This window comes from Streptomyces sp. NPDC051738, from assembly GCF_044453205.1.
Taxonomy (GTDB): domain Bacteria; phylum Actinomycetota; class Actinomycetes; order Streptomycetales; family Streptomycetaceae; genus Streptomyces.
Genome location: NZ_JBITCM010000013.1, coordinates 61,502 through 87,202, shown reverse-complemented (window position 1 = coordinate 87,202; position 25,701 = coordinate 61,502). Strand labels below are relative to the sequence as shown.

Annotated in this window: 27 protein-coding genes; 13 read left to right on the top strand and 14 right to left on the bottom strand. The window is 71.8% G+C overall.

Annotation, left to right across the window (positions count from 1 at the left end; translation table 11 throughout):
- Nucleotides 1-6: 6 nt before the first annotated feature.
- The 5 genes from ACIA8X_RS28525 to ACIA8X_RS28505 form a co-directional block, all read right to left on the bottom strand.
- Nucleotides 7-447 carry a hypothetical protein gene (locus tag ACIA8X_RS28525; protein ID WP_393455351.1) on the bottom strand — a complete coding sequence of 147 codons (441 nt, stop codon included), beginning with the start codon at nucleotides 445-447 and terminating at the stop codon, nucleotides 7-9.
- Between the two features lie 101 nt (nucleotides 448-548).
- Entirely contained in the window at nucleotides 549-1,481 is a 933-nt protein-coding gene (locus ACIA8X_RS28520; RefSeq protein ID WP_393455354.1) for an ABC transporter substrate-binding protein, read from the bottom strand.
- Nucleotides 1,482-1,490: 9 nt separating this feature from the next.
- Complete coding sequence (locus ACIA8X_RS28515; RefSeq protein ID WP_393455357.1) at nucleotides 1,491-2,153, bottom strand: ABC transporter permease; 663 nt, start codon at nucleotides 2,151-2,153, stop codon at nucleotides 1,491-1,493.
- A gap of 1 nt (nucleotide 2,154) precedes the next feature.
- Nucleotides 2,155-2,796 carry an ABC transporter permease gene (locus tag ACIA8X_RS28510; RefSeq protein WP_093904801.1) on the bottom strand — a complete coding sequence of 214 codons (642 nt, stop codon included), beginning with the start codon at nucleotides 2,794-2,796 and terminating at the stop codon, nucleotides 2,155-2,157.
- On the bottom strand, nucleotides 2,793-3,827 hold the full coding sequence (locus tag ACIA8X_RS28505; RefSeq protein WP_393455362.1) for an ABC transporter ATP-binding protein: 1,035 nt from the start codon (nucleotides 3,825-3,827) through the stop codon (nucleotides 2,793-2,795). The genes ACIA8X_RS28510 and ACIA8X_RS28505 overlap by 4 nt, the downstream gene beginning before the upstream one ends.
- Before the next feature lie 141 nt (nucleotides 3,828-3,968).
- On the opposite strand from ACIA8X_RS28505, the gene ACIA8X_RS28500 reads away from it, so the two are divergent.
- The 3 genes from ACIA8X_RS28500 to ACIA8X_RS28490 all read left to right on the top strand — a co-directional run bounded on the left by ACIA8X_RS28500 (nucleotide 3,969) and on the right by ACIA8X_RS28490 (nucleotide 7,056).
- Nucleotides 3,969-5,486 carry an aromatic amino acid ammonia-lyase gene (locus ACIA8X_RS28500; RefSeq protein WP_399459433.1) on the top strand — a complete coding sequence of 506 codons (1,518 nt, stop codon included), beginning with the start codon at nucleotides 3,969-3,971 and terminating at the stop codon, nucleotides 5,484-5,486.
- Nucleotides 5,483-6,343: a MurR/RpiR family transcriptional regulator gene (locus ACIA8X_RS28495; RefSeq protein WP_399459432.1), complete on the top strand. Its 861-nt coding sequence runs from the start codon at nucleotides 5,483-5,485 to the stop codon at nucleotides 6,341-6,343. Before ACIA8X_RS28500 ends, ACIA8X_RS28495 begins: the two co-directional genes overlap by 4 nt.
- Before the next feature lie 191 nt (nucleotides 6,344-6,534).
- The gene (locus ACIA8X_RS28490) at nucleotides 6,535-7,056 is read left to right on the top strand and encodes a hypothetical protein (protein WP_399459531.1); all 522 of its coding nucleotides are present in this window, start codon (nucleotides 6,535-6,537) and stop codon (nucleotides 7,054-7,056) included.
- 34 nt (nucleotides 7,057-7,090) lie between these two features.
- Here the strand turns inward: ACIA8X_RS28490 and ACIA8X_RS28485 are convergent, their stop codons facing one another.
- The 5 genes from ACIA8X_RS28485 to ACIA8X_RS28465 all read right to left on the bottom strand — a co-directional run bounded on the left by ACIA8X_RS28485 (nucleotide 7,091) and on the right by ACIA8X_RS28465 (nucleotide 10,833).
- On the bottom strand, nucleotides 7,091-7,465 hold the full coding sequence (locus tag ACIA8X_RS28485) for a hypothetical protein (protein ID WP_393455371.1): 375 nt from the start codon (nucleotides 7,463-7,465) through the stop codon (nucleotides 7,091-7,093).
- 13 nt (nucleotides 7,466-7,478) lie between these two features.
- Nucleotides 7,479-7,988: a roadblock/LC7 domain-containing protein gene (locus ACIA8X_RS28480; RefSeq protein WP_393455374.1), complete on the bottom strand. Its 510-nt coding sequence runs from the start codon at nucleotides 7,986-7,988 to the stop codon at nucleotides 7,479-7,481.
- Between the two features lie 79 nt (nucleotides 7,989-8,067).
- Nucleotides 8,068-8,859 (bottom strand): transcriptional regulator, encoded by a 792-nt coding sequence (locus ACIA8X_RS28475; RefSeq protein ID WP_393455377.1) that lies wholly within the window; start codon nucleotides 8,857-8,859, stop codon nucleotides 8,068-8,070.
- The gene (locus tag ACIA8X_RS28470) at nucleotides 8,856-9,257 is read right to left on the bottom strand and encodes a hypothetical protein (protein ID WP_393455380.1); all 402 of its coding nucleotides are present in this window, start codon (nucleotides 9,255-9,257) and stop codon (nucleotides 8,856-8,858) included. Before ACIA8X_RS28470 ends, ACIA8X_RS28475 begins: the two co-directional genes overlap by 4 nt.
- 181 nt (nucleotides 9,258-9,438) lie before the next feature.
- Complete coding sequence (locus ACIA8X_RS28465) at nucleotides 9,439-10,833, bottom strand: diaminopimelate decarboxylase (protein ID WP_399459530.1); 1,395 nt, start codon at nucleotides 10,831-10,833, stop codon at nucleotides 9,439-9,441.
- A 146-nt stretch (nucleotides 10,834-10,979) separates the two neighbouring features.
- On the opposite strand from ACIA8X_RS28465, the gene hutU reads away from it, so the two are divergent.
- The 4 genes from hutU (at nucleotide 10,980) to hutI (ending at nucleotide 16,583) form a co-directional block, all read left to right on the top strand.
- Nucleotides 10,980-12,644 (top strand): urocanate hydratase, encoded by a 1,665-nt coding sequence (gene hutU, locus ACIA8X_RS28460; RefSeq protein ID WP_399459431.1) that lies wholly within the window; start codon nucleotides 10,980-10,982, stop codon nucleotides 12,642-12,644.
- A gap of 89 nt (nucleotides 12,645-12,733) precedes the next feature.
- A complete protein-coding gene (locus ACIA8X_RS28455) occupies nucleotides 12,734-13,936 on the top strand; it encodes an allantoate amidohydrolase (RefSeq protein WP_393455578.1) in 1,203 nt (400 codons plus the stop codon).
- On the top strand, nucleotides 13,933-15,270 hold the full coding sequence (locus ACIA8X_RS28450) for a formimidoylglutamate deiminase (protein ID WP_399459430.1): 1,338 nt from the start codon (nucleotides 13,933-13,935) through the stop codon (nucleotides 15,268-15,270). The genes ACIA8X_RS28455 and ACIA8X_RS28450 overlap by 4 nt, the downstream gene beginning before the upstream one ends.
- The gene (hutI, locus tag ACIA8X_RS28445) at nucleotides 15,267-16,583 is read left to right on the top strand and encodes an imidazolonepropionase (RefSeq protein WP_399459429.1); all 1,317 of its coding nucleotides are present in this window, start codon (nucleotides 15,267-15,269) and stop codon (nucleotides 16,581-16,583) included. The genes ACIA8X_RS28450 and hutI overlap by 4 nt, the downstream gene beginning before the upstream one ends.
- Here hutI and ACIA8X_RS28440 read toward each other — a convergent pair whose 3' ends face one another.
- Both ACIA8X_RS28440 and ACIA8X_RS28435 read right to left on the bottom strand, forming a co-directional pair.
- Nucleotides 16,584-18,179 (bottom strand): ricin-type beta-trefoil lectin domain protein, encoded by a 1,596-nt coding sequence (locus ACIA8X_RS28440; protein ID WP_399459428.1) that lies wholly within the window; start codon nucleotides 18,177-18,179, stop codon nucleotides 16,584-16,586.
- 209 nt (nucleotides 18,180-18,388) lie between these two features.
- On the bottom strand, nucleotides 18,389-19,294 hold the full coding sequence (locus tag ACIA8X_RS28435) for an RNA polymerase sigma factor SigF (protein WP_399459427.1): 906 nt from the start codon (nucleotides 19,292-19,294) through the stop codon (nucleotides 18,389-18,391).
- Between the two features lie 240 nt (nucleotides 19,295-19,534).
- On the opposite strand from ACIA8X_RS28435, the gene ACIA8X_RS28430 reads away from it, so the two are divergent.
- From ACIA8X_RS28430 to ACIA8X_RS28405, 6 genes are all read left to right on the top strand, one after another.
- A complete protein-coding gene (locus ACIA8X_RS28430) occupies nucleotides 19,535-19,921 on the top strand; it encodes an STAS domain-containing protein (RefSeq protein ID WP_393455397.1) in 387 nt (128 codons plus the stop codon).
- A 237-nt stretch (nucleotides 19,922-20,158) separates the two neighbouring features.
- Nucleotides 20,159-20,692 (top strand): ATP-binding protein, encoded by a 534-nt coding sequence (locus ACIA8X_RS28425; RefSeq protein WP_393455400.1) that lies wholly within the window; start codon nucleotides 20,159-20,161, stop codon nucleotides 20,690-20,692.
- Between the two features lie 232 nt (nucleotides 20,693-20,924).
- A complete protein-coding gene (locus tag ACIA8X_RS28420) occupies nucleotides 20,925-21,605 on the top strand; it encodes an LPXTG cell wall anchor domain-containing protein (RefSeq protein WP_399459426.1) in 681 nt (226 codons plus the stop codon).
- A gap of 30 nt (nucleotides 21,606-21,635) precedes the next feature.
- Nucleotides 21,636-22,472 carry a hypothetical protein gene (locus ACIA8X_RS28415; RefSeq protein WP_399459425.1) on the top strand — a complete coding sequence of 279 codons (837 nt, stop codon included), beginning with the start codon at nucleotides 21,636-21,638 and terminating at the stop codon, nucleotides 22,470-22,472.
- Entirely contained in the window at nucleotides 22,469-23,575 is a 1,107-nt protein-coding gene (locus tag ACIA8X_RS28410) for a hypothetical protein (protein WP_399459424.1), read from the top strand. Before ACIA8X_RS28415 ends, ACIA8X_RS28410 begins: the two co-directional genes overlap by 4 nt.
- Before the next feature lie 71 nt (nucleotides 23,576-23,646).
- Nucleotides 23,647-24,975: a hypothetical protein gene (locus ACIA8X_RS28405; protein ID WP_399459529.1), complete on the top strand. Its 1,329-nt coding sequence runs from the start codon at nucleotides 23,647-23,649 to the stop codon at nucleotides 24,973-24,975.
- A 120-nt stretch (nucleotides 24,976-25,095) separates the two neighbouring features.
- On the opposite strand, the gene ACIA8X_RS28400 is transcribed toward ACIA8X_RS28405, so the two are convergent.
- Together ACIA8X_RS28400 and ACIA8X_RS28395 are read right to left on the bottom strand one after the other, a co-directional pair.
- Nucleotides 25,096-25,242 (bottom strand): hypothetical protein, encoded by a 147-nt coding sequence (locus ACIA8X_RS28400; protein ID WP_399459423.1) that lies wholly within the window; start codon nucleotides 25,240-25,242, stop codon nucleotides 25,096-25,098.
- 208 nt (nucleotides 25,243-25,450) lie between these two features.
- The gene (locus ACIA8X_RS28395; RefSeq protein WP_393455413.1) at nucleotides 25,451-25,615 is read right to left on the bottom strand and encodes a hypothetical protein; all 165 of its coding nucleotides are present in this window, start codon (nucleotides 25,613-25,615) and stop codon (nucleotides 25,451-25,453) included.
- Nucleotides 25,616-25,701 lie beyond the last annotated feature (86 nt).

Below are 25,701 nucleotides of genomic sequence, written 5' to 3'. Positions count from 1 at the left end.
GGAGGCTCAGTCCTCCCAGCCGTCCCCGTCCTTGCCCGACCCGCGGCGCCAGCCCCGGAAGAGGCCGGGGTGGGTGCGGGCCGCCTGGACGACGTTCACGCCGACGATGCCGACCCAGGTGACCAGCAGACCGGAGAGGCCCGCGACGCCGCCGCCTATGCCGGACAGCGGAATCGCCACGACCAGCGTGACGATGCCGAAGCCGAAGCGCTCACCGAAGGAGTCCGTCGGTTTCGGCGACCGCGCGCCACGGGCCGCCACCATCTGCTGCTCGGCCAGCCGGCGCCGCATCCCGCGCTCGACCACCCCGTCGATACGCTGGTCGACCTTCTCCAGGAACGAGTCGACCAGCGCGGACTCGTACTCCTCGCCCAGTTCCCTGCGGGCCTGCAGGGTGGCGTTGAGTTCCTTCTTGAGCTCGGTGTCCCGAGCTTCCATTCCGGTCATACGCTTCACGGTAGGCAGCGCGGGTGCGGGTCGCACTGGGGCTAGCCCCCCTGTTCACGTGGGGGTGTACGGGGTGTACGCGGATGTACCGCGGTCCCCTCTCACTTCACCAGCCCGTGCTCCTTCGCGTACGCGTTCGCCGCGTCCTCCGGGTCCTTCTTGTCCTTGTCGACCTGCCGGTTCAGCTCGGTGAGCTGGGCGGTGGTCAGGGTGTTGCCGAGGCGCGCGAGGGCCTTGCGGACGGTGGAGTCGGCCTTGCGGTCGGCGATGAGCGGGACGACGTGCTGGCCGGGGATGAGGTTCTTGGGGTCGGTCAGCACCACCCAGTCGTTGGCCTGGATATCGGTGTCGGTGGTGAAGAGGTTCGCCACGTCCACGTCGCCCTTCTTCAGGGCGCCCTTGACCAGCGGCCCTGAGGAGTCGAGGGACTTGAACTCCTTGAACTCCACCCCGTAGACCTCCTTGAGGCCCACCGCGCCGACCTCCCGCTTCTTCACCTCGGGCGCCGCGCCGATGACCAGCTTGCCGTTCTGCTTCCTCAGGTCGGCGAGGGACGTCAGACCGTACTTGTCGGCCGTCTCACGGGTGACGACGAAGGCGTCGGAGTCCTCGGCCATGCCGTACGGCAGCACCTGGAGGCCGCTGGGGAGGGCGATGGTGAGGGCGTTCTGCATCTCGCCCTCCTCCGTCGCCGTCGCCTTGGGGGCGACGTAGTGCAGCAGCGCGCCCTGGTACTCGGGGAGCAGGTCGATGTCGCCGCCCTTGAGGGCCGGGATCAGGATCTCGCGGGTGCCGAGGTTGGGGCGGACCGTCACCTTCACGCCGGCCTCCTGGAGCACGGCGGCGTACAGGTACCCGAGCACCTGGTTCTCGGTGAAGTTGGCGGTGCCGATGGTGATGCCGCCCTTGCTGGAGCCGCCGCCGGAGCCGGCGCCGCCCCCGCCTTCGAGGGAGGTGATGCCGCTGGAGCAGGCGGCGAGGGCGGGGACGGAGGCCGCTGCGAAGAGGCCGCCGAGGAGAGTACGTCGGTTCATCGAGGGGTCCTAAGCGGTGCGGTGGCGGAAGAGGAAGCGCTGGAGGCCGGACAGGGCCAGGTCGAGGGCTACGGCGATCACGGCGACCAGCACCGCACCGCCGAGCACCTGCACGAGGTCGCGCTGGGCGAGGCCGTCGAAGACGTAGCGGCCCAGGCCGCCGAAGGAGACGTAGGCGGCGATGGTCGCCGTGGCCACGACCTGGATCAGTGCCAGGCGCAGGCCCGTCATGATCAGGGGGAGCGCGAGGGGGAACTCCACCTGGAACAGGACCTGGTGGCCGCGCATCCCCTGCCCGCGCGCCGCGTCCTTCACGTCCGGGTCGACGGCCGTCATCCCCGCGTAGGTGTTGGTGACGATCGCCGGGACCGCGAGGGCGACCAGGGCGACGTAGACCGGCGTCATGGACAGCCCGCTGGCCAGGAAGACCAGCACGACCAGGCCGACGGTCGGCAGGGCGCGGCCGAAGGACGCGAGGTTGATCGCGAGGAAGGCGCCCTTGCCGGTGTGGCCGATCAGCAGGCCGAGGGGGAGGCCGATCGCCGCCGCGATGAGCGTGGCGAGGAGCGAGTACTGGAGGTGCTCGGCGAGGCGGTGCCCGATGCCGTCGGGGCCGGCCCACTGCTCGCCGCTGACCAGCCATGCGCCGAGGTTCTTGAAGAGTTCGTACATGTCAGGCTCGCCGCCTCCGCCAGGGGGTGAGTACGTATTGCAGGGCGACCAGCAGCGCGTCCGCGACCACCGCCAGGAGCAGGGTGAGGACCACTCCGACGATCACCGGGGTCGGGAAGTTGCGCTGGAAGCCGTCGGTGAAGAGCTGGCCGAGGCCGCCGTCGCCGATGTAGGTCGCGACCGAGACCAGGGAGATGGACATGACGGTCGCGATCCGGACGCCGGCCATGATCACGGGGAGCGCGAGCGGGAACTCGACGGTGAGGAGCGTGCGCAGGGGGCGCGTGCCCATCGCCTTCGCGGCCTCCTTCACCTTCACGGGGACCGAGTCGAGGCCCTCGACCGTGTTCCGGAGCAGGACGACCAGGGTGTAGACCGTCAGGCCGATCACCGTCGTGGTGCGGGTGAGGCCGGAGACCGGCAGCAGCAGCACGAAGATCGCGATCGACGGGATCGTGAACAGCACGTTCGAGAGGCCGAGCAGGAAGCCGCGCAGGGGCCGGACCCGGTGGGCGATCACCGCGAGGGGGAGGGAGATCAGGACGCCGAGGAAGACGGCGGTGAGCGCGGCCTGGAGGTGGGAGATCGTCAGGGTGGTGAGGTCGTCGGTGTGGTCACCGATCCACGACCAGTCGATCGTCATGCCGCCACCCGGGCTTCCGAGTGCGCCTGGCCCGCGTGCTCGTGGATGTCGTCGCGGGAGGAGACGCCGGTGAGGACGCCGTCCGCGTCCACGCGGGCGATCAGGCCGGTGGGGGAGGCGATGGACTCGTTGAGGGCCGAGAGGAGGGAGTCCTCGTCCTTGAGCGGCCGTACGGGGAGTTCGGCGTCCTTCGAGGCCCAGTGCAGGGGCTTGTTCGCCTCGTCGAGGACCAGGCTCCAGGTGCCGCCCTCCGGCGCCGGGCCCTGCGGGACGGCCGCGAGGGTCCGCAGGCTCAGCAGCTTCAGGCCGCGCTCGGCGCCGAGGAAGTCGGCCACGAAGTCGTCGGCGGGACGGGCGAGGAGCTCGGTGGGGGAGGCGCACTGGACGAGGTGGCCGCCGGTGCGGAAGATCGCGATCTGGTCGCCGAGCCGTACGGCCTCGTCGACGTCGTGCGTGACGAAGACGATGGTCTTGCTCAACTCCTTCTGGAGTCGGAGCAGTTCGTCCTGGAGTTGGGTGCGCACGACGGGGTCGACCGCGCCGAACGGCTCGTCCATCAGCAGGACGGGCGGGTCGGCGGCGAGCGCGCGGGCCACGCCGACGCGCTGCTGCTGGCCGCCTGAGAGCTGGTGCGGGTAACGCTTGCCGGCGTCGGCCGCGAGGCCGACCGTCTCCAGCAGCTCCGCCGCCCGGGTGCGCGCCTTGCGGCGGCTCCAGCCGAGCAGCAGCGGCACCGTGGCGATGTTGTCGAGCACCGTGCGGTGCGGGAACAGGCCCGCCTGCTGGATGACGTACCCGATGGAGCGGCGCAGCTCGGCGGCGTCCTGCCGGGTGACGTCCTTGCCGCCGACCCGGATCGTGCCGGAGGTCGGCTCGACCATCCGGTTGATCATCCGCAGGGTCGTGGTCTTGCCGCAACCGGAGGATCCGACCAGGACGGTCACGCCGCCTTCCGGCATCTCCAGGGAGAGATCGTGGACTGCTGTCGTGCCGTTGGGGAAGCGCTTGTGGACCGCGTCGAACTGGATCATGAGATGTCCCTTGCCCGGCTGTATAACGTCATGCAGAGTTCTTGGTAGCTGAATAGCTTGTCAACGGTTTGGTGTAAATCCGAAGTAACGGATGACCGAAGAGCAAGATCGAATGTCCGGATTGAGGGGAGTTTGAGCCTTATGTCGTCTCGGATCGTGGACATGCCGGGTGTCGTGTCTTCTGGGCACACCGGCCTTGTCGTCCTCGACGGGATCGGGCTCGACGTCGAGGATGTCGTCCGCCTCGCCGAAGGAGCCGCCCGCCCGGTCGCCGCGACCGACGCGATGAAGCGGGCCGAGGAGTCCTGGGACGCGGCCCGCCTCATCGCCGCGACCGGACGCGTCTACGGCCGCTCCACCGGCGTGGGCGCCAACCGGAACGAGGACGTGCCCACCGAGGCCGCCGCCGAACACGGCCTGCGCCTGCTGCGCAGCCATGCCGGCGCCATCGGCGAGGAACTGCCCGCCCGGCAGGTGCGGGCCATGCTCGCCGTGCGCGCCAATCAGCTGCTGGCGGGAGGTGCGGGCCTGCGCCCCACCGTCATCACCGCGATGTGCGAGGCGCTGGAGAGCGGCGCCCACCCGGTCGTCAACGAGTTCGGCTCGGTCGGCACCGGCGACCTCGCGGCGCTCGCCCAGACCGGCCTGGCGCTGGCCGGCGAGCATCCCTGGCGCGGCTCCGGCGCCCCCGAACCGCAGCCGCTCGACAACAACGACGCCCTCGCGTTCATCAGCAGCAACGCCCTCACCCTCGGCCAGGCGGCCCTCGCCCTGCACGAACTGCGCGGGCTCGTCGCCGCCACCCAGGTCGTCGCCGCCCTGTCCCTGCTCGCCGTGGACGGCTCCCACGAGGCGTACGCCGCCCCCGTGCACACCGCCCGACCGCACCGGGGCAGCACCGAGGTCGCCCGCCGCATGCGGGAGCTGATCGGCGCCGAGGACCGGCCCACCCCGCCGCTGGGCCGCATCCAGGACCCGTACGGCTTCCGCTGTCTGCCCCAGATCCACGGCCCCGCGCACGACGCCGCCGACGCCCTGGAGGAGGTGCTCGCGGTCGAGATCAACGCGGCCGCCGAGAACCCCCTCATCTCCCCCGAGGACATGGCCGCCTACCACCACGGCGGCTTCTACCAGGCCCAACTCGCCCTCTCCCTGGACCACTTCAGGCTGGCGCTCACCCAGGTGGCCCGTCTGTCGACCTCCCGTCTGTCCACCCTGAACGAGCCCGCCTACACCCGTCTGAAGCCCTTCCTCGCCGACAACGAGGCCGCCTCGTCCGGCGTGATGATCCTGGAGTACGCCGCCGCGGCCGCCCTCGGTGACCTGCGGGCCTTCTCCGCCCCCGCCTCACTCGGCCACGCTGTACTCTCCCGGGGCGTGGAGGAGCAGGCCAGCTTCGCCTCGCTCGCCGCGCGGCAGACACTGCGCGCGTGCGGCGCGTACCGTCTCGTCGTCGGCTGCGAACTCGTCGCCGCCGTACGGGCGTTGCGTCAGCGCGGCCTCAGGCCCGACCCTGAGCTACCGGCGGGGCGGGCGATGGAGCTGGCCGAGTCGGTGCTCGACGACGACCCGGCCGACCGTCCGCTCACCGACGACGTGACGGCGGCGGCCGCACTGCTGGACCGGTTCACGGAGATCTGGAGGGGGAGCGCGGGATGAGCGCGGACAGGACCATGAACGGGGCGGACAGCCCCGCCGCGCGACTTCAGGCGCTCTTCGAGGGGCACCGGCTCACGCCGACCCAGCGGCGCATCGCGCACAGCATGGTGCGCCGGGCGGCCGACGTGCCGTTCCTGTCCAGCGTGGAGCTGGCCGAACTCGCCGGGGTCAGCCAGCCGTCGGTGACCCGCTTCGCCGTCGCCCTCGGCTTCGACGGCTACCCGGCGCTGCGCAAGCACCTGCGCGAGGTCGCGCCCGTGGAGTCGGCGGTCGACGTCGGCTCCTACAACGAGTACCAGCAGGCCGTCGAGGCCGAGATCGAGAACCTCAAGCACCTGGCCGAGGTGCTGGCCGACCCGCGCCCGGTACAGAAGGCGGGGCGCCTGCTCTCGGCCTCGCGCCCCCTGCCGGTGCTCGGCCTGCGCGCCGCCGCCTCCCAGGCGTACGGCTTCGCGTACTTCGCCGCCAAGGTCCACCCGGACGTACGGCTGCTGCACGAGGGCGGCACGATGATCCACGACCGGATCGACGCCGCCGTCCGGGCCGGCGCGACGGCCCTGCTCTGCTTCGCGCTGCCCCGGCATCCGCGCGAGGTCGTGGACACCCTGGCGTACGCCAAGAAGGCCGGGCTGACCGTGGTGACGGTGGCCGACTCCGCCTTCGCGCCGGTCGCCAAGGTCTCCGACCTGCTGCTGCCCGCCGCCGTCGGCACGGGCCTCGCCTTCGACACGGCCTGCGCGCCGATGCTGCTGGGCCGGGTCCTGCTGGAGGCGATGTGTGACGACCTGCCGGACGCGCAGGCGCGGCTTGAGGAGTTCGATGCTCGGGCGGCGGCGCGAGGGTTGTTCGTCGAATGACTTCAGTCGAGTGACCTCAGCCGAATGACCTCATGACGTCCGAGTTAGTTCTTAAGGCTCGTCTCACGTTGGCTGGCTACCGTGCGCGCACAGCTTCTGGACAGACATGGGACGGGAGGCCGGACGTGGTGCGCGCAGGAGGGCAGGGGCTGGCCCGGGTGGCCGTCGTCGTACGGGCCGGGTCGGCGCCGATGTGGTGGCTCGGGGTGTTCGCGGCGGGCATCGGGGTGCTGGTGCCGGGACTGACGGGGCGCCGGATCGGGGTGCTGGCCGGGGCGGCGCTCTTCATCGTCGCGACGGCCGTGATGGCGTACGTCCGCCGGGGGCGCTACACCGCTCTGGCCCGCTCGGCCGCCCGCGCCGGCAAACACGACGTGCTCCAGGACCGTGCGGTGGCCGTGCGCAACTGGCGCCGGGGTCACCGCTGGTGGCTGCTGCTCGCGTTCCTCGCCGCGCTGGGCAGCGCGTTCGCCGTGCCTGCGGCGGGCGGGATGCTGCTCGCGGGGTGCGGGGCGGGGCTCCGGCTCAAGGCGGCATGGCTCGGGCGTCGGGAGCGGGACGGGAACGCCCTGCTGTGGGTGCGGGTCGACTGGCTGGATGGACAGGGTGGCCGGCCCGCGGGCAAGGCCGTGAAGGCCTACCGCAGTACGGGCATCGCGGCGGGCGACGCGGCCCCGGGTGGGGCCCGCCGCCGCACCGCGGCGCTGGTCTAGCTCAGTCCTCCTCAGTCCTCGCGGACGCTCGGGATCAGACCTCCAGGTCCTCCTCGATCTTCTTCAACTGGTGCCTGGCCATGGCCAGATTCGCCCGCTTGGCGTCGAGCACCAGGTACAGGAAGAGCCCGTTGCCCCCGCGTCCGGCGATGAGCCGGATCAGGTGGTACTGGTCGGTGAGGGTGATCAGGATGTCCTCGATGCCGCCCTTGAGGCCGAGGTGTTCCATCGTGCGCATCTTGGCGCGGACGACGTCCGTGTTTCCGGCGGCGGCGACATTGAGGTCGAAGCTCTTGCTGCCGCCGAGCGTGCCGAGCGCCATCCCGCTGGTGTAGTCGACGAGCGCGACCCCGGTCGCGCCCTCGATCGAGGCGAGGCATTCCTTCAGCGCGGTCTCGGTGTTGGCCATGACGTTGTTCCTCTCAACTCTCGGTAGTGGTACGCGCGTTGGCGGTGGTGCGTGCGGCACGCGCGTTTCTCGTCCGGGTGGGCATCGGTTTGGCCGGCTCTTTGGCGGGATCCTTGGCGGAGCCCTTGGCCGGGCTCCTGCGGACAGGCGCCGCCTGGGCGTCGACGAGCTCTCCGATGCGGGCACCGGCGCGACGGCCCTCCAGGTGCAGTCGGCCGACGTTGACGCCGTCCTTGGCGAGCAGCGTCAGCACGGCGGTACGGCCCGCCGCGTACGTCGCCACATAGCCGTCCGCCCCGCGCACCAGCAGCTCGCGGAAGTCGCCCCGCCCGGTCGCGTCCGCCACCCGCACCGCGACCCCGAGCGCGGCGGCGGTCAGGGCGGCGAGGCCGTCCGGTTCGACGCCGGGGGTGTCGTGGGCGAGGACGAGGCCGTCCACGCCGGCCGCGAGCGCTCCGGTCAGCTGGGGAACGCGGGCTCTGAGCCGACGGAACTCGTCGAGTATCGGGGCCTCGGCCGCCATCAGGTTTCTCCTCTCGGCGCGGGACCGCTGCGGTGGGCGAGGCACCCCGGCCGGCTCACGGTCCTCGAAGGGTTTGCGGTCAAAGGGCCTCCAGCGCATCCCTGACCCTCTTCAGCAGCGCGACATAGGGATCGGCGGCAGCGTCGGGCGGGGGATCCGGGACGGGCGGTGGCTGCGAGGACACGAGCCCCGCCGCGGCCAGCCGCCTCAGGTGCACCAGCGTGTGGAACGCCGGTCTGCCCAGCTCCCGTGCGATGTCCGCGGCCCTGCGCACGCCGTCCACCTGGGCCAGTACGGCGGCCTGCCGGGGCGGCACCGCGGGCGCCGCGACCGGATCGGCCCGGATCAGGGGCGCGACGTCGGTCGCCGGATCGGGCCAGATGCGGCGCAGCAGGGCACGGCGGCGCAGCGTCTCGCGCTCCAGGTCGGCGACCGGCACGGGATGCACGGCGGCGAGCCAGTGCGCGGTGCCGTAGCGGAAGCGGCCGGGGGTGCTGCTGGGGGCGAGGGCGAAGTACGCGGCGTCGTACAGCGCGCTCACCTGGGCCAGCTCCAGCGCACCCGGCGTGACACCGTGCCGCAGGAGCCGCCCCTCGTCGGCGCTGTCCTCGGCGTCCTGCCAGCTCGCGGCGTCGAGTGCGCCGTGAGCCGTGAGGAGCAGGCCGAGGCTGGGCGCGAGCGGGCTCTCGGCGTGCACGACCCGGCCCTCGGCGAGGTGGAGCGTGCCGTGCTCGCGGTCCAGGACTCCGGTGGCCCGCTCGTCCGCGAGCCGGGTCAGCATCGGGGAGACGCCGCCCCCGGCCTGCTGGAGAGCCGCCTGCCGGTCCCGGACCGGCAGCCGCGGGGGCGGGGTGGTGTCGACCACGGTCATCCCAGCACCAGCCGTTCGGCCATCTCACCGAGCCGGATGCGGGCCAGCGCGAGATTGCCGTCCGCCCTGGACAGCCACAGGTACAGGAACACGCTGCTGTCGAAGGACGTCGGCACGAACCGGAGCACGTGATAGCTGTCCCGGTTGCTGAGGATCACGTCCTCGACGGGCGGATCCGCGTCGTCGGAGCCGTCGGAGCCGTCGCCGGGCCCGAACGCGTGCTGCTCGGCGGCCAGCCGTGCCAGCTCCGCAGCCTCGGCCGCCGCCGTCTCGTGATCGCCGCCCGGAGGATCGCCCACGGTGCCCAGGGCCAGTCCGCTGGTCCAGTCGACCAGCGCGGCGCCTCGCGCACCGGGCAGCCGCATCGTCTCCAGCAAGCACTCGTCGATTCCGGGCACCGTCGCTCCCCTCCCGCCTGGGGTTCGGCTGAGTGACGGCCAAACTACGCAACGTGTGTGCGGCGAGTGAGCGTTCGGGCATTTTCCAGTGGAACATGCGCCGAGTGGCTAGGGTGGGTCAACTGGGCCTGTTTTCGCGTGACTTGATCGCGTATGGCGTACGGCTGCGCTTTGGCCTACGTCAACGGCGCTTCGGTGCGAGCAGGGTGGTGAGCGAGGCCGCGTGCGCCCCTCCCGATTCGGCCACGATCTCGTCGAGCGACTGCGGCTCCCGCACGGTCGCGAAGGCGACGCCCCCGGCACCGTCCGGCGCGAAGCCGTAAACGCCGGGCCGGGCAAGGGAGTTGTACGCGTAGTGGTGCGCGAAGTAATACGCCCCCGTGTCCAGCGCCGCCGCGTAGTCCCCCTGCTCCAGCAGCGGCAGCGCGGCCCCCTCGGCCAGCAGATCGCCCGAGAAGCAGGCCGGCCCGGCCACGTCCTGCACCACGGCCGGACCCTCCTTCGCGCGCCCCTTGCCGTCGTACGCGGCGATCCGCAGCGGCCAGCTCCCCGGTGCGTACACCGTCCGCGTCGCCACCTGCACGCCCGCGTGCGTCACCGCCACCGGCCGTCCGCCCGCGCTCTTCGCGTACTCGACCCGCGCCACGACCGTCCCGTGCTTGGCCAGCAGCGACCGCCCGAACTCCGTGACCAGCCCGTACCGCCCGTCGAACAGTCCCGGCACCGCCTCGCTCAGCAGCCGCGCGTACTGCGCATACGTCGGCGTGGTCGCGTCCGACGCGAAGTTCACCGGCAGTCCGCCGCCGATGTCGAGCGTGTCGATCTGCCGCCGCCCGATCCGCCGGTTGATCTCCTCGGCCAGCGCGTACGTCTGAGCCACCCCCTGCGTCAGGAGCGACAGCGGGATGCCCTGCGAGCCGGTGTGCGCGTGCAGCCGGGTCAGCCACGGCCGGTCCTGATACGCCCGTACGACCCACTCCCGCGCCCCCTCGTCGAGCAGCGCCACCCCGAACTTCGATGTCGCCGTGGCTGTGGAGGTCGCCTCGATGGAACCCCCTCCGACCTGCGGATTCACCCGGATCCCGAGCGGGGAGCGGCTGCCGGCCGACCTCATGAGACCGTCGATCCGGTCCAGCTCCTGCGGGTTGTCCGCGTTGACCGCGATGCCCAGCGCCAGCGCCTCGCGCAGCTCGGCCGGCGTCTTGGCGGGCGAGTCCAGCACCGTCGCCTCCGGACGCAGCCCCGCCGCCCGCGCCAGCGCCAGCTCACCCGGGCTGGCCACCTCAGCGCCGATGCCCTCCTCGCGCAGCAGCCGCAGCACCGGCACCAGCGGGGTCGCCTTCACCGCGAAGGCGTGCAGCACCGGCGTGCCCGGCGCCACCACCGCGTCGAACGCCGACCGCAGCGCCGCCGCCGACTCCCGGATGCCGGTCACGTCGAGCAGCCCGACGATGGGGGCGGCGGGCCCGAGCAGCCCTTGCTCCACGGCGGCCCGCACCGCATCGTCGCGCCGGGCGGCCCGGTCGACGTCCCACGCCGGAATCTCGCTTCCGTTGCCCACAACATCCCCCGTCATGTCGTTGTACGAGCCCATGCATCCAGCCAAACACCCGGGAGGCGCCGGCGCTGGCGCACGAATGTATTGACTAGTTCTATTCATGGAGCCAGGATGTGAATATCCACCTCAACAGTTCGCAGTCACAGTCCGCTGGGAGGCAGACCATGTCAGGACCCCGCCCCGTCCGAGCGCCGCGCGGTACGGAACTGAGTGCCCTGGGATGGCAGCAGGAAGCCGCCCTGCGGATGCTGCAGAACAACCTCGACCCCGAGGTCGCCGAGCACCCGGACAAGCTCGTCGTCTACGGCGGCACCGGCAAGGCCGCCCGCGACTGGCGCTCCTTCGACGCCATGGTGCGCACGCTGAAGGGCCTGAAGCAGGACGAGACGATGCTCGTCCAGTCCGGCCGCCCCGTCGGCGTCATGCAGACCCACGAGTGGGCCCCGCGCGTCCTCATCGCCAACTCCAACCTCGTCGGCGACTGGGCCAACTGGGAGGAGTTCCGCCGTCTGGAGGCCCTCGGCCTGACCATGTACGGCCAGATGACGGCCGGCTCCTGGATCTACATCGGCACCCAGGGCATCCTCCAGGGCACCTACGAGACCTTCGCCGCCGTCGCCGCGAAGAAGTTCAACGGCACCCTCGCCGGGACGATCACCCTCACCGCCGGCCTCGGCGGCATGGGCGGCGCCCAGCCCCTTGCGGTGACCATGAACGACGGCGTCGCCATCTGCATCGACTGCGACCCGCGCGCCATCGAGCGCCGTATCGAGCACCGCTACCTGGACGTGAAGGCCGACAGCCTGGAGCACGCGCTGCAGCTGGCCACCGAGGCCCGCGACGCCCGCCGCCCGCTCTCCATCGGCCTGCTGGGCAACGCCGCCGAGCTGCTGCCCCGCATGCTCGCCGAGGGCGCCCCCATCGACATCGTCACCGACCAGACCTCGGCCCACGACCCGCTGGCCTACCTGCCGCTGGGCGTCGACTTCGACGACATGGCCGACGCGGCCGCCAAGGACCCGGCCGGCTTCACCACCCGGGCCCGCGAGTCCATGGCCAAGCACGTCGAGGCCATGGTCGGCTTCATGGACGCCGGTGCCGAGGTCTTCGACTACGGCAACTCGATCCGTGGCGAGGCCCAACTCGCCGGATACGACCGGGCGTTCGCCTTCCCCGGGTTCGTTCCGGCCTACATCCGACCGCTGTTCTGCGAGGGCAAGGGCCCCTTCCGCTGGGCGGCCCTCTCCGGTGACCCGGCCGACATCGCCAAGACCGACAAGGCGATCCTGGACCTCTTCCCGGAGAACGAGTCCCTCGCCCGCTGGATCAAGATGGCCGGCGAGCGGGTGCACTTCCAGGGGCTGCCCGCGCGTATCTGCTGGCTCGGCTACGGCGAGCGGGACAAGGCCGGTGAGCGCTTCAACGACATGGTGGCTTCCGGTGAGCTCGCCGCGCCGCTGGCCATCGGGCGCGACCACCTCGACTGCGGTTCCGTCGCCTCTCCCTACCGCGAGACCGAGGCCATGCTCGACGGGTCCGACGCGATCGCCGACTGGCCGCTGCTGAACGCCATGGTGAACGTGGCGTCCGGTGCGTCGTGGGTGTCCCTCCACCACGGTGGTGGCGTGGGGATGGGGCGGTCCATTCACGCCGGGCAGGTGACGGTGGCCGACGGCACGAAGCTCGCCGGGGAGAAGATTCGCCGGGTGCTGACGAACGACCCCGGTATGGGTGTCATCCGGCACGTGGATGCGGGGTACGACATCGCGGAGTCGGTCGCCGGCGATCGGGGTGTGCGGGTTCCTATGCGCGAAGGTGACGACGCGTGACTCAGCATTTGGCCGGGCACGGCAACTCTTCGGTGGGGGCTGAGGTCTCGGCGCCGGGTGCGGGTTCGGTCGGCGGGTCCTTCCACGAGATGTGGCGCGACCTCCTCCCCCTCGGCCGCCACCCCGACTCCCACGGCTACCGCCGTTTCGCCTGGACCGGTGCCGATCTCGACTGCCGCGCCTGGTTCAAGGACCAGGCCGAGGCACGCGGGCTCACCTACGAGGTCGACCGGAACGGGAACCAGTGGGCCTGGCTCGGGGACCCCGCCGCCGGGGACACCGTCGTCACCGGGTCCCATCTCGACTCCGTGCCGGACGGAGGTGCCTTCGACGGGCCCCTCGGTGTCGTCTCCTCCTTCGCCGCCCTCGACGAGCTGCGCGGCCGGGGTGTCGGATTCACCAAGCCCCTCGCCATCGTCAACTTCGGCGATGAGGAGGGCGCCCGGTTCGGGCTCGCCTGTGTCGGGTCGCGGCTCGCCGCCGGGCACATCACCATCGAGGCCGCGCACAAGCTGACCGACGGGGACGGGGTCAGCCTGCCCCGGGCCATGGAGTCCGCCGGATACGACCCCGACGCCCTCGGCGCCGACCCCGAGCGGCTCGCGCGCATCGGTGCCTTCGTCGAGCTGCATGTCGAGCAGGGGCGGGCCCTGGACCTGTCCGGCGACCGGGTCGGCATCGCCAGCGCGATCTGGCCGCACGGCCGGTGGCGGTTCGACTTCCGGGGCGAGGCCAACCACGCGGGGACGACGCGGCTGGTGGACCGGCGCGACCCCATGCTGACGTACGCCGAGGCCGTGCTCGCCGCCCGCCGGGAGGCCGAACTCGCCGGTGCCGTCGCCACCTTCGGCAAGATCTCCGTCGAGCCGAACGGCGTCAACGCCATCCCCTCCCTGGTGCGCGGCTGGCTCGACTCCCGTGCCGAGGACCAGGCGAGCCTCGACCGCGTCCTCGGCGGCATCGAGAGGGCGGCGCGGGAGCACGCGGAGGCGCACGGCATCGACATCGACGTCGTCCGCGAGTCCTTCACGCCCGTCGTCGAGTTCGACCACGCCCTGCGTGACGAACTGGGCCGCATCCTGGGCAAGGACACCGACCTCACCGTCCCCGTCCTGGGCACCGGCGCCGGACACGACGCCGGAATCCTGGCCGAGAGCATCCCGACCGCCATGCTGTTCGTACGCAACCCCACGGGCGTCTCGCACTCCCCGGCCGAGTTCGCCGCCGAGGACGACTGCGTGGCCGGGGTGCTCGCACTCGCCGACGTACTGGAAGGGCTGGCCTGCAGGTGACATCGAAGACCTACTGGCTGGAGCACGCCTGGCTCGACACCCACGTCGAGCCGGGCGTCGCCCTGGACACTGATGACGGCCGCATCACCGCCGTCCGGACCGACGTCCCCACCCCGCCACCCGGCGCCGAGATCCTCCGCGGGCTCACCCTCCCCGGACTGGCCAACGCCCACTCGCACGCCTTCCACCGCGCCCTGCGCGGCACCGTCCAGGTCGGCTCGGGCACCTTCTGGACCTGGCGCGAGGTCATGTACGCCACGGCCGGCCGGCTCACCCCGGACACCTACCACGCCCTCGCCCGGGCCGTGTACGCCGAGATGGCGCTGGCGGGGATCACCGCGGTCGGCGAGTTCCACTACCTCCACCACGCGCCGGGCGGCACCCCGTACGCCGACCCCAACGCGATGGGCGAGGCCCTCGTCGCGGCCGCCGCCGAAGCCGGTATCCGGATCACCCTCCTCGACACCGTCTATCTCTCCTCCGGCTTCGGACAGCCGCCCACCACCCACCAGCTCCGCTTCTCCGACGGGAACGCCGAAGCCTGGGCCGAACGCTGTTCAGTTCTCAAGGAACAGGATCACGCGCGGATCGGAGCGGCCATCCACTCCGTACGGGCCGTGCCCGCCGACCAGTTGGAGACCGTGGCGCGGTGGGCCGAGGAGCGGCGGGCCCCGCTCCATGTGCACCTGTCCGAGCAGACCGCCGAGAACGAGGCGTGCCTGGAGGCCCACGGCTGCACCCCGACCCAGCTCCTCGCCCTGCACGGCGTCCTCGGACCGCGCACCACCGGCGTCCACAACACCCACCTCACCGCCGAGGACATCTCCCTGATCGGCGGCAGCGGCACCGGCACCTGCATGTGCCCGACCACCGAGCGGGACCTCGCCGACGGCATCGGACCGGCCGTCGCCCTGCAGAACGAGGGCTCCCCGCTCTCCCTCGGCTCCGACAGCCACGCCGTCATCGACCTGCTCGAAGAGGCGCGCGCGATGGAGCTCAACGAGCGGCTGCGCACCCGGACGCGCGGTCACTGGACGGCGGCGGCCCTCCTGCGGGCGGCCTCGGCCGACGGCCACGCGGCCCTTGGCTGGGACGACGTGGGCACCCTGGAGCCGGGCGCACGCGCCGACTTCGCGACGATCGCGCTCGACTCGGTCAGGACGGCAGGGCCGCTTCCGCGGCTCGGGGCCGAGACGGCCGTATTCGCCGCGTCGGCAGCAGACGTGTCGCATACGGTCGTGGGAGGTCGGCACGTGGTGCGGGACGGGGCCCACACCCTCGTACCGGATGTGCCGAAAGCCCTCGCGGACGCCGTCGCAGCCCTGCGCGGATGACGACCGCGGGCCGGCCGCCGGCGCGGCCCGCACCCCGGCCCGCCTCCGTCCGGGCCCCCGGACCCGACCCCACCGCCGACCAGGCCACCAAGGACGCCATGAGCAACGCGACGACCGTCAGCCCCGCCCACTCCGCGAGCACCGCAAGCACGCTCATCACCAACATCGCCGCCCTGGTCACCAACGACCCCTCCCTCGGTGACAATTCCCCCCTCGGACTGATCCAGGACGCGGCCGTCGTCATCGAAGGCGACCGCGTCGCGTGGACCGGTGATCAAAGCAAAGCACCCGCCACTGACAATCGGGTCGACGCAGGTGGCAGGGCTGTCATCCCGGGCTTCGTCGACTCCCACTCGCACCTCGTCTTCGCGGGCGACCGGACGCAGGAGTTCAACGCCCGGATGTCGGGGCGGCCGTACAGCGCGGGCGGCATCCGCACCACCGTCGCGGCCACCCGGGCGGCGAGCGACGAGGAACTCGAAGCCAACCTCACCCGTTACCTCCACGAGGCCCTGCGCCAGGGCACCACCACCTTCGAGACCAAGTCGGGCTACGGCCTGACGGTCGAGGACGAGGCCCGCGCCCTGCGCATCGCCGCCGCCCACACCGACGAGGTCACCTACCTCGGCGCCCACATCGTGTCCCCGGACTACGCGCAGGACCCGGCGTCGTACGTCGCCCTCGTCACCGGCGAGATGCTCGACGCCTGCGCCCCGTACGCCCGTTGGATCGACGTCTTCTGCGAGAAGGGCGCCTTCGACGGCGACCAGGCCCGCACGATCCTCACCGCGGGCAAGGCCAAGGGCCTGCACCCCCGCGTCCACGCCAACCAGCTCTCCTACGGCCCAGGCGTCCAGCTCGCCGTCGAACTCGACGCCGCCAGCGCCGACCACTGCACCCACCTCACGGACGCGGACGTCGACGCCCTCGCGAACGGCAACACGGTCGCCACCCTCCTGCCCGGCGCCGAGTTCTCCACCCGCGCCGAGTGGCCGAACGCCCGCCGCCTCCTCGACGCGGGCGCCACCGTCGCCCTGTCCACCGACTGCAACCCGGGCTCGTCCTTCACCTCCTCCGTCCCGTTCTGCGTCGCGCTCGCGGTACGGGACATGGGGATGACCCCGGACGAGGCGCTCTGGTCCGCCACGGCGGGCGGCGCCGCGGCCCTGCGCCGCGACGACATCGGCCGCCTCACCCCGGGCGCCCGAGCGGACCTGCTCCTCCTCGACGCACCGAGCCATGTGCACCTGGCGTACCGGCCGGGGGTGCCGCTGGTCAGCGAGGTGTGGCGGCGCGGCGTACGCGAAGTCTGATCAGGCCGCCCCCGCCTTCCACCGCTGCCCCGCACCCCCGCTCACCGTCTCCAGTGACAGCCCGTCCCCGGCCCCGCCGTCCGGCGTCACCGCCCTCTCCACGGCGATGGCCGGCCGGATCACCCCGTCGCCGTCCACCACGAACTGCAGGTTCTGCCCGTTGGACCCGTGGACCGAGTCGCACGTCCAGATCCCGACGCCCCGGTCCGTCGAACCCCGGCTGTCCAGGCAGTAGTCGGGGTGGGCGTACGACTGCAGCACGCCGCGTTCGGAGTCGACCCGCCAGCGTTGGTCGCGTGAGGACGTGCAGGTGGCCGTGGTGACGTCCGTGCCGTTCTCCGGGGCGCCGTCGACGTCCAGGCACAGGCCCGAGGCGACGTTCACGACCTGGGCGTAGGTGCCGTTCGGCGGGTGGTCCGGGGAGGTAGTCGGCTTCGGGCGGGCGGTCTTCGTGGGCTGCGAACTCCTCGTCGGGGACGGTGACTTGGAACTCCGCGACGGTGACGGCGACGGTGAAGGTGACGGCGAAGAGGGCGACGGCGTGGCCGACACGGTCGTCGTCACCGTCACAGCAACCGGCGGCACACTCACCGGCGTGCCGACCGCCCCCGCCGGATCCTGCGCCGACGACGAACCGCCCTGCGCCACCAGGAACAGCACCAGCGGCAGCAACGCCACCCCGAGCGCCGCCGACACCAGCACGGCCCGGCGGCGATCCCGCGGCCAACCGCCCTCCGGCCACCTCCCCTTCACGGCGCGGCCGACGACCCCGCCCCCGCCGCCGCTCTCCCGCTCTCCCGTGGCGTCCGCCGCGTACGCCGTGCCGCCCCACGGCAGCAGCCCCTCCGCCAGCGCCGTGCGCGGTGCGTCCCGCAGGGCCGACAGTTCCTCGTACGCCGTCGTGCAGTGCGGGCAGTGCGTCATGTGGGCGTGCAGGTCGGTGCTGTCGCGCGGGCTGTCCGGCCGTACCGACTCCTCGATGAGGCGGCCGAAGTCGGGGCAGGCGGGGTCGTCGGAGGCGGCGAGGCGGGTGCGCAGACAGGCGCGGGCCAGCTGCTGGAGCGCCGGGTCGGTGCCGTACGTGACGTCCTCGCGGGTGAGGCCGAGGAGACCGGCCGTCCGTTCCACCGGCTCCCGCTCCACCACGCCGTACCAGATCAGGCCCTGAGTGCGGGACGACAGGGTCTGGAACGCCGTGAGCATGGGCGGGACCGGGCCGGACGGACCCGTCGAGCTCAGGACGAGCAGCAGGCCCGCGTCGAGCCCGGCGGCCCGCTCGTCCATGGCCCAGGTCCCGGCCGACCGGGCGGTCAGCAGCAGGAGCCGGTGCCGCCAGGGCAGGCCCGGGTCGACGCCGCGCGCCGTCTGACGGGCCGCCAGCGTGAACGCCTGGGCCGCCAACTGCCGTGCCATGGACAGGTTCGGGGTGCACAGGCGGGCGTAGGCGAGGACGGGGGCGTGATGGCGGGCGCGCAGTTCGTGGAGCGCCGTGTACGCGGTGGCCGTGTCGGCGCGCAGCAGTTCGGTGAGCCGTGCGTCGGACGCGCCCGCATGCACCCCTGGGCCAGCGTCCCTGCCGTCGTCGGCCCGAGCCATCCGCCTGCCTCCTTGCCCCGTGCGACCCGTCCGGAGTTCTGACCTACCGGCGGGTATGACGGCTCATAGTGGAGGAAGGGAGGCTCTGGGGAAAGGGTTTCTGTGGGTAACCCCTGAACGCGCTGTGCCCGGTGCCCGGCCGACCTATTCGGCGGGGCACCGGGCACAGTGCGTACGGTGCGGAGGAGCGGCCATGGCTCCTCGGCCGGTCATTCCTCGACCGTCAGCCCTTTTCGGAGCCGGATCAGTGTGCGTGACAGCAGTCGCGACACATGCATCTGCGAGATGCCGAGTTCTTCGCCGATCTCCGACTGGGTCATGCCCGCGACGAACCTGAGCGAGAGGATCTTCCGGTCCCGGGACGGGAGTTCGGCGATGAGCGGCTTCAACGACTCGACGTACTCGATGCCTTCGATGCCGTGGTCCTCGTAGCCGATCCGGTCGGCCAGCGCGCCCTCGGCGTCGTCCTCCTCGGGCTGGGCGTCCAGCGACGAGGCGGTGTACGCGTTCGACGCCGCCATGCCCTCGACGACCTCGTCGTTGGTCAGACCGAGGCGCTCCGCCAGTTCCGCCACCGTCGGCGCGCGGTCCAGCTTCTGGGCCAGCTCGTCGCCGGCCTTGGCCAGGTCGAGCCGGAGTTCCTGCAGTCGGCGCGGAACCCGTACCGACCACGACGTGTCGCGGAAGAAGCGCTTGATCTCGCCGACGATGGTCGGCATCGCGAAGGTGGGGAACTCCACGCCGCGGCTGAGCTCGAAGCGGTCGATCGCCTTGATCAGGCCGATGGTGCCGACCTGGATGATGTCCTCCATCGGCTCGCTGCGCGAGCGGAAGCGGGAGGCGGCGAACTTGACCAGCGCGAGGTTGAGTTCGACGAGCGTGTTGCGGACGTACGAGTATTCGTGGGTCCCTTCCTCCAGCGACTCCAGCCGCTCGAAGAGGGTCTTGGAAAGGGCCCGCGCGTCCACCGGCCCCACCTCGTCATAAGGGGGGATGTCCGGGAGCCCGGCGAGTACGTCGTCCTGCTCGATGGGATCCAGATGTTCCGGTCGGGGTGCCGACGTCGCGTTCTGGGTATGCGATGCGTCGAGCCGGGGTGACATGATGTCCTCCATCGTTCTCGGCATATGGCTGCCGGAAGCCTGTGGGTGCACTGCGGTGTGCGGCGCCTCCAAAGCCGGCCGAGTCGGTTACGTGTCTCTACTAGCCCTACCCGCTTTCGTGAGCTCACCGCAAGTGCGCTCTGTTCCGAAATGTCCGATTCTGCGAGGATGTTCGGGTGTTGGGGGGCGTAGGGAAGGCGTAGTGTTCGAGAGCGTGAGTCAGCAGTCACGACGTCGGGAGTGAGACACGGCATGGACCGCGGGACGGTCGGCAGCGCACAGTCTGGCCGACTTCTGGTCGAGGTGCGGGAAGAGGGCTCCAGCGCCGTCGTGACCCCGGCGGGTGAGTTGGATCACCACACCGCCGATTTGTTGCGTGAGCCACTTGAGGACTGCCTCGACAAGGGCTTCAGCCGACTGGTCGTCGACTGCTCACGGCTTGAGTTCTGTGACTCCACGGGGCTGAACGTGCTGCTCGGCGCGCGCCTGAAGGCGGAGGCCGCCGGCGGCGGGGTGCATCTCGCGGGCATGCTGCCCGCCGTTGCGCGCGTGTTCGAGATCACGGGGGCCTCGGCGGTCTTCACGGTCCATGACTCGCTCGGTGACGCCCTGGTCGACGAGGCCGACGGGTCGGGCTGACCCCTCGCGTTCGCCCCTGCATCGGACGTCACATCATTTGTGCCGAATACGGGGGTGTTCCCTCGGCCCGGTCGGGCAGGAGACACCCTGAAACCGTCGGCTGTGATGTCGGCCACCGGGGGGTGGGGGACTGTGACCGACCTATCAGGCAAGGATCGTGTACTGACGTACCGACTCTGCGTACTGACTCTTGAATCATGTGAATGTTGAACGGTGAATCGGTGAGGTGAAGCGCTGATGAGCACCACCCGGCCTTTCTCGCCGGGCGACCGCGGCCCCGAGCCCAGCGGCGCTTCCGGAGCGTCCGAGCGGCCCTCCGGGGCGTCCGGGGGGACCGGGTCGTCCGACGAGCCGGCGGTGGGCGGCCAGGTCCGGCGGCTGGACTTCGAGGGCCAGAGCGGGGTCGTCCCGCTCGCCCGGGACTTCGCCCGCCAGGCGTTGTACGCGTGGGGCTGGCTGCCGGCCTCCACCGCCGACCAGCGGGCCGCCGCCGAGGACGTGCTGCTCGTCGTCTCCGAGCTGGTCACCAACGCCTGCCTGCACGCCGAAGGGCCGGCCGAGATGTGGATCGCCTGCGACAACAAGGTGATCCGGGTCGAGGTCTCCGACAAGGGCACGGGCCAGCCGGCGCCCCGCACCCCGCATCGCTCGGGCCGGCCCGGCGGCCACGGCATGTTCATCGTGCAGCGGCTGTGCCTGGACTGGGGCGTCGTACGGACGCCGGGGGTCGCGGGCAAGACGGTGTGGGCGGAGCTGGGAGCTCCGGCCTAGGGTGCCTCCACGGCCGTACCGAAGAATCGGTTCCGTGTCGCTGACGTGCGGCTTTGCGCTCCCTGCAATGCGCTGACGCCAGGACCTGACCCCCCTGTGTTACCGAGGGTCACCCCCTCCACTCGGCGCGCGCCGGATCGTCACAACTCCGGCGTGCGCTGTGTCTTCCTTCCTCAAGTCCCCGGGCGTACCTTGACGGCCGATCTGATATGCCGTCAGGAATGAGGGGACCGTGTCGAAGCAGAAGCGAACCGCCGCGCTCGCGACCGCCGCGGCCCTGGCCGGGTCGGCGGTGCTGATGGCCGCCCCCGCGGCGAGGGCCGAGGTCGTCGACGTCAACTACGCCTGCAAGACGCCGATCGGCGACAAGAGCGCCGTCTCGCCCATCGACATCAAGGGCGTCAAGAGCGGCAGCGGCTACAAGATCACCATGTCGTGGCAGAAGGGCGTCTCGTCCAGCCCGGTCGAGCTCGGCAAGGGCGCGATGAAGCCGAGTGCCACCATCAAGCTGGGCGGCGCCGACAGCGGCACCATCAGCGTGACCGGCCCGGCCAACCAGGAGGCGATTCCCGCCAACACCCCCATCAAGATCAATGACTTGACGGGCACGTACACCCCGAAGAAGACCGGCAAGGTCACCTTCACGGCGGCCGTGCTCACCATCAAGGCCCTCGGTACGACGACCACCTGCACGCCCACCAACAGCCCCGGACCGTCGCTGACCCTCGACGTGACGGCCGCGGGCGGTGGAGGCGGCGGAACCCCGAGCGGCTCCGACTCCGGCGACGAGCTCCCGCAGACCGGCCCCGAGGACTCGGCGATCGCGCTGGGCACCCTCGGCGGCACGGTCCTGCTCGCGGGCGCGGCGGGCGCGCTGTGGCTGACGCGCAGGGGGCAGACCGTACGCCGCTGATCGTGTGTCGCACGACCGTTGGAGCCGCCGATGTCGTCAGCCGCCCGTGTCCTGTTCCTGTCCCTGCTGCTTCTGCTCGCGGTGCCGCCTGCCGCGTCGGCCGCCGAGCGGTGGTCCCTCGCGCCCGCGGGCGGTGGACGACCGTCCTTCTACGGCGAGGGCCCGGCGGGGACGGTCCTTGAGGACACGGTGTCCGTGGCCAACCCGAGCGGCGCGCCGGTCACGGTCCGGCTGCACGGCACCGGGGTCACCTTCGAGGACGGCACGGTACGCGTCCCTGCCCGCACCCGCGCCGACGTTCCCTTCACGGTGACCGTCCCGACCGCCGACCGCGCCGTCGAGATCGTGGCCCGCGACACGGACGGGGACGAACGGCGGGTGCGGATCCAACTCCGGGTCACCGTCCCGGAGCTGTCGGCTCTGACCGTCGAGCAGGTGCGGGTGGTGGGCGACCGTATCGCGTACGAGCTGGTCAACCGCGGTACGACGCCCCTCACCCCGAGGCTGGCCGTCCAGGCCGACGGCGTCTTCGGCCGGGTCCTCGACCGGGCCCCGCGCACCCTCCCCGTCGACCTGCCCCCGGGCAGCCGGACGAAGCTCACCGAGCCCTGGCCCGACCGGCCGGCGCTCGACGCGGTCGACGTGCGGCTGACGGTGACGGCGGCGGGCGGCGTGCGCGACACGGCGGTGGCGTCGGCGCGGTTCGTGCCGTGGGGTGCGGTGACCGGGGTCGCGGGGTGCGCGGGTGCGGCGCTGGGCGCCTGGTTGGTCGTACGACATCGAAGGCGCCGTAGGTCATACGACACCGAGGTCGCCGAGGCCGAACGGCCGGACAGGCAAGCCGAGTTGACGGGAGCGGGGACGTGAACGGCAGGGTGCGAAGGGCTGTGTTGCCGGCCGTGCTGGCGGTGCTGGCGCTGCTGCTGGCGCCGACCGCTGCCGCGGCCGCCGATCCGCCCGCCGTGAAGCTCTCCAAGTCGCAGGCGGGTACGGGCGGGTCGATCACCGTCACCGGCAGCGGCTGGCGGTCGAAGGCGCTGCTGATGATCCTGATCTGCGGCCAGTCCGTGCCGTCGACCGGCGTGACCGGTGGCACCAACTCCTGTGCCAACGCGGACGGCAGGGCCGTGACGACCGACGCCGAAGGGCGTTTCAGCCGGAAGCTGCCGGTGGCCGAGCCGCCCGTGCCGTGCCCGTGCGTGGTGCACGTGGCGACGGTGACCGGGGCGAAGGCCGAGGCGGACGCGATCTTCCAGGTGGCCGGGCACGCGGTCGAGCCGCTGCCCGCGGAGCCGGCGGGCGGACGCCTGTCGGTCCTCACGGACACCCGGCTCGACGGCTCCGGCTCGCTGCTGACCTGGTTCGGAGCACCGCCCGCACGGACGCTGGTGTTCACGGTCGGCAATGTCGGTACGTCGCCCGTCAAGAACCCGGTCTTCCAGGTCGGCACCTCCCACGGCGTGTTCGCCCCTAAGTGGGAGGAACAGCAGTGGCGCGGCACGATCCAGCCGGGCAGGAAGGCACGGATCGAGCTGCCGGTGGAGCTCGCCGCCGGGGCGCACGGTGACTACACGGTCTCCCTGAAGTACGGCGGCAAGGTGATGGCGGAGCAGCCCTGGGGCGTGGGCCGGCCCTGGGGCGTGACGCTGTTCTGGGTGCTGGTCTGCCTGGTCGTACCGGCGGCTCTGTTCCGCGTCGGGATGGCGGTGGTGGACCGGGTACGGCCGCGGCGTACGGGCCCGTCGCGTCGCCGTGGTCTCCGGATGCCCGAAGTGGCCCTGCGCATCCCGGGGTTGAGGCCCCGGGAGGAGGCGAAGCACGCTGCCTCCGCTCCCACGACCCTGCCGTGGTTCACCCCGGACAACGACCCGGGCACGGCCGGTCGGCTCTCCGCACCGCACGACGACAGCCCGACGAGTCCCACGGATCCGACGGGTCCTACGACTCCGACCAGGAAGGGATCCACGTGAGCAAGCGAAGGAGAGTCACACCGGTCGGCCTGCGGCGTCCGCGGAGAGCGAGTGCGGCGGGCGCCGCCCTCATGCTCGGCGGCGCGGGTGTGCTGCTCGGCGTGGCCGCAGCGCCCGCGCAGGCGGCCGAGGTGTCGTACGCGACCGAGTGCATACCGCCCGCCATCTCCGGACTGCCGCCGGTCCAGGGCACGACCAAGGTGGAGATCACCGCGCCCGCCGAGGCGAAGGTCGGTGACGAGGTGGAGGTCGTCTGGAAGTTCGTCCAGGCGGCGTCCAAGAACCCGAACATCCTCGACCTGGAGCAGAACACGGTCCAGCCGACGGGCACCGTGAAGGCGGCCGGTGCGCAGACGGCGGACATCGCGATGCAGGGGCCGCGCGAGAACCCGCCGATCCCCAAGAACACCGACATGAAGCTGTCCGACATGAAGGGCAAGCTGAAGCTGACGGCGCCGGGCGAGGTGACCCTGACGCCGGACGCGTACAACATCAATGTCAACAAGCCGATCTCCACGGACACCAAGTGCACGCCGAAGGAGACGGTGCAGAAGGCGGCGACGATCAAGGTGACGGACGGGGGCGGGGGCCCGGGCGGTACGACGGGCGGGCTGCCGACGGTCGTTCCGACGCTGCCGACGGGTGTGCCGACCGATCTGCCGACGGGCCTGCCGACGGGCTCGTCGAGCCCGACTCCGTCGCCCAGTGAGAGCGAGACGGGCGGGGACGCCGGTGGTTCCAGCACCGGTGGCGGGGGCGGCGACAGCGGGCAGACCGACTTCACCGGCAAGGAGGTCCAGGTCCCGTACGAGTGCAAGACGCCCATCGGCGACAAGGAGGCGACCTCGCCGGTCCAGATCAACGCCAAGAAGAACGGCGGGAGTTTCGATCTGACGATCCAGTTCAAGAAGTCGGTGATGGACAGCCCCGCCGACATCCCCAAGGACTCCGTCAAGCCGTCGATGGAGGTCGTCCTGGGCGGCGTCGACAAGGGCACGGTCCATGTGGAGGGGCCGACCAACTCCGAGGACATCAAGTCGGGCGACCCGATCGAGATCCCGGACCTCACGGGCACGTACAAGCCGGGGGCGAGCGGGGAGTCGACGTTGTCGCCGGGTGTCCTGACGATCGAGGCCCTCGGTACGACGACGACGTGTACGCCGGCGAAGTCGGAGGTGTCGTTGACGCTGGACACGACTGAGCAGGCGAGTGGGGCCTCCGGCGGTTCGGCGGGCGGTTCTGCGGGTGGTTCTGCGGGTGGTTCGTCTACCGACGGTGGCCTGGCCGCGACGGGCGCGGAGGACCAGGGCTCGCTGAAGGCGCTGGGGCTGGTGGCGGGTACGGCGTTGCTGTTGGGTGGCGCGGTGTTCACTTTCATGCCTGGGCGGCGTCTGCGGTAGCGCTCCGCTGGTGGTGCCGGGTGGTAGTGCCGGGAAGGGGCGTCGGGTGTCTGCGGGGCCGTTGTGGCTGGTCGCGCAGTTCCCCGCGCCCCTTAGGGCGTTGCCGTTGCCGGCAGTTGATCAGTGGTCGAGGCGTAGGTGCGAGCGCATCATCACGTTCGCGTCGGCCACCGCGCTGTAGTCGAACGCGGTGCGTGCGGCGGCCCGCCGTGCCGCGAGTGCGCGGCATGCCTCGCAGCCGGTCACGGGGACGGGTGAGCGGCTCACGTCGAACGAGGGCCTCGCCCGGGGCGGCGGCTCGGTCACCGCGTACACCCCCGTCCGACGCTCCAGTGCTCCCGCAACTCCCGTTCGCAGGCACTGACCTCCGCGGTCCGGCCCGCCTCTCGCGCCGCGTCCCGCTGGGCCGTTAACGCCCCGCACACGTCACACGTGGGCGGCGGCGGGGGCGCTGCCGTCCATGCCGGGCGCGTGGTCACGCGGACCACCGCGCGAGCGCCGACTCCATCGCCCGCAGCACGGTGGGCGTCGGCCGCGCCCAGCCGCCGCGCGGCGTCCAGGCGGCGGGGGACGGGGCGCGGTGCGGGCCGTGCGGGCGCGTGCGGCGCGGGAGGCGGGGGAGAGTCGTGGGGGTGATCATGGCTCACTCCTTGAGGGGGCGATTCAGGGGAACGCCTGTGCTGAACGCATCCGCTGGATTACGGTGCGTGTTCAGGTGCCGATACG

What these genes read in the sequence shown, in the direction of transcription:
- ACIA8X_RS28435 (WP_399459427.1), bottom strand. Translation starts at nt 19,294, where the DNA reads ATGGAGGACATCATGTCACCCCGGCTCGACGCATCGCATACCCAGAAC.
- ACIA8X_RS28520 (WP_393455354.1), bottom strand. Translation starts at nt 1,481, where the DNA reads ATGAACCGACGTACTCTCCTCGGCGGCCTCTTCGCAGCGGCCTCCGTC.
- ACIA8X_RS28480 (WP_393455374.1), bottom strand. Translation starts at nt 7,988, where the DNA reads ATGGCGGCCGAGGCCCCGATACTCGACGAGTTCCGTCGGCTCAGAGCC.
- ACIA8X_RS28465 (WP_399459530.1), bottom strand. Translation starts at nt 10,833, where the DNA reads ATGACGGGGGATGTTGTGGGCAACGGAAGCGAGATTCCGGCGTGGGAC.
- ACIA8X_RS28495 (WP_399459432.1), top strand. Translation starts at nt 5,483, where the DNA reads ATGAGCGCGGACAGGACCATGAACGGGGCGGACAGCCCCGCCGCGCGA.
- ACIA8X_RS28525 (WP_393455351.1), bottom strand. Translation starts at nt 447, where the DNA reads ATGACCGGAATGGAAGCTCGGGACACCGAGCTCAAGAAGGAACTCAAC.
- ACIA8X_RS28440 (WP_399459428.1), bottom strand. Translation starts at nt 18,179, where the DNA reads ATGGCTCGGGCCGACGACGGCAGGGACGCTGGCCCAGGGGTGCATGCG.
- ACIA8X_RS28405 (WP_399459529.1), top strand. Translation starts at nt 23,647, where the DNA reads ATGCTCGGCGGCGCGGGTGTGCTGCTCGGCGTGGCCGCAGCGCCCGCG.
- ACIA8X_RS28490 (WP_399459531.1), top strand. Translation starts at nt 6,535, where the DNA reads ATGTGGTGGCTCGGGGTGTTCGCGGCGGGCATCGGGGTGCTGGTGCCG.
- ACIA8X_RS28425 (WP_393455400.1), top strand. Translation starts at nt 20,159, where the DNA reads ATGAGCACCACCCGGCCTTTCTCGCCGGGCGACCGCGGCCCCGAGCCC.
- hutI (WP_399459429.1), top strand. Translation starts at nt 15,267, where the DNA reads ATGACGACCGCGGGCCGGCCGCCGGCGCGGCCCGCACCCCGGCCCGCC.
- ACIA8X_RS28475 (WP_393455377.1), bottom strand. Translation starts at nt 8,859, where the DNA reads ATGACCGTGGTCGACACCACCCCGCCCCCGCGGCTGCCGGTCCGGGAC.
- ACIA8X_RS28485 (WP_393455371.1), bottom strand. Translation starts at nt 7,465, where the DNA reads ATGGCCAACACCGAGACCGCGCTGAAGGAATGCCTCGCCTCGATCGAG.
- ACIA8X_RS28395 (WP_393455413.1), bottom strand. Translation starts at nt 25,615, where the DNA reads ATGATCACCCCCACGACTCTCCCCCGCCTCCCGCGCCGCACGCGCCCG.
- ACIA8X_RS28505 (WP_393455362.1), bottom strand. Translation starts at nt 3,827, where the DNA reads ATGATCCAGTTCGACGCGGTCCACAAGCGCTTCCCCAACGGCACGACA.
- ACIA8X_RS28500 (WP_399459433.1), top strand. Translation starts at nt 3,969, where the DNA reads ATGTCGTCTCGGATCGTGGACATGCCGGGTGTCGTGTCTTCTGGGCAC.
- ACIA8X_RS28455 (WP_393455578.1), top strand. Translation starts at nt 12,734, where the DNA reads ATGTGGCGCGACCTCCTCCCCCTCGGCCGCCACCCCGACTCCCACGGC.
- ACIA8X_RS28415 (WP_399459425.1), top strand. Translation starts at nt 21,636, where the DNA reads ATGTCGTCAGCCGCCCGTGTCCTGTTCCTGTCCCTGCTGCTTCTGCTC.
- ACIA8X_RS28430 (WP_393455397.1), top strand. Translation starts at nt 19,535, where the DNA reads ATGGACCGCGGGACGGTCGGCAGCGCACAGTCTGGCCGACTTCTGGTC.
- hutU (WP_399459431.1), top strand. Translation starts at nt 10,980, where the DNA reads ATGTCAGGACCCCGCCCCGTCCGAGCGCCGCGCGGTACGGAACTGAGT.
- ACIA8X_RS28510 (WP_093904801.1), bottom strand. Translation starts at nt 2,796, where the DNA reads ATGACGATCGACTGGTCGTGGATCGGTGACCACACCGACGACCTCACC.
- ACIA8X_RS28515 (WP_393455357.1), bottom strand. Translation starts at nt 2,153, where the DNA reads ATGTACGAACTCTTCAAGAACCTCGGCGCATGGCTGGTCAGCGGCGAG.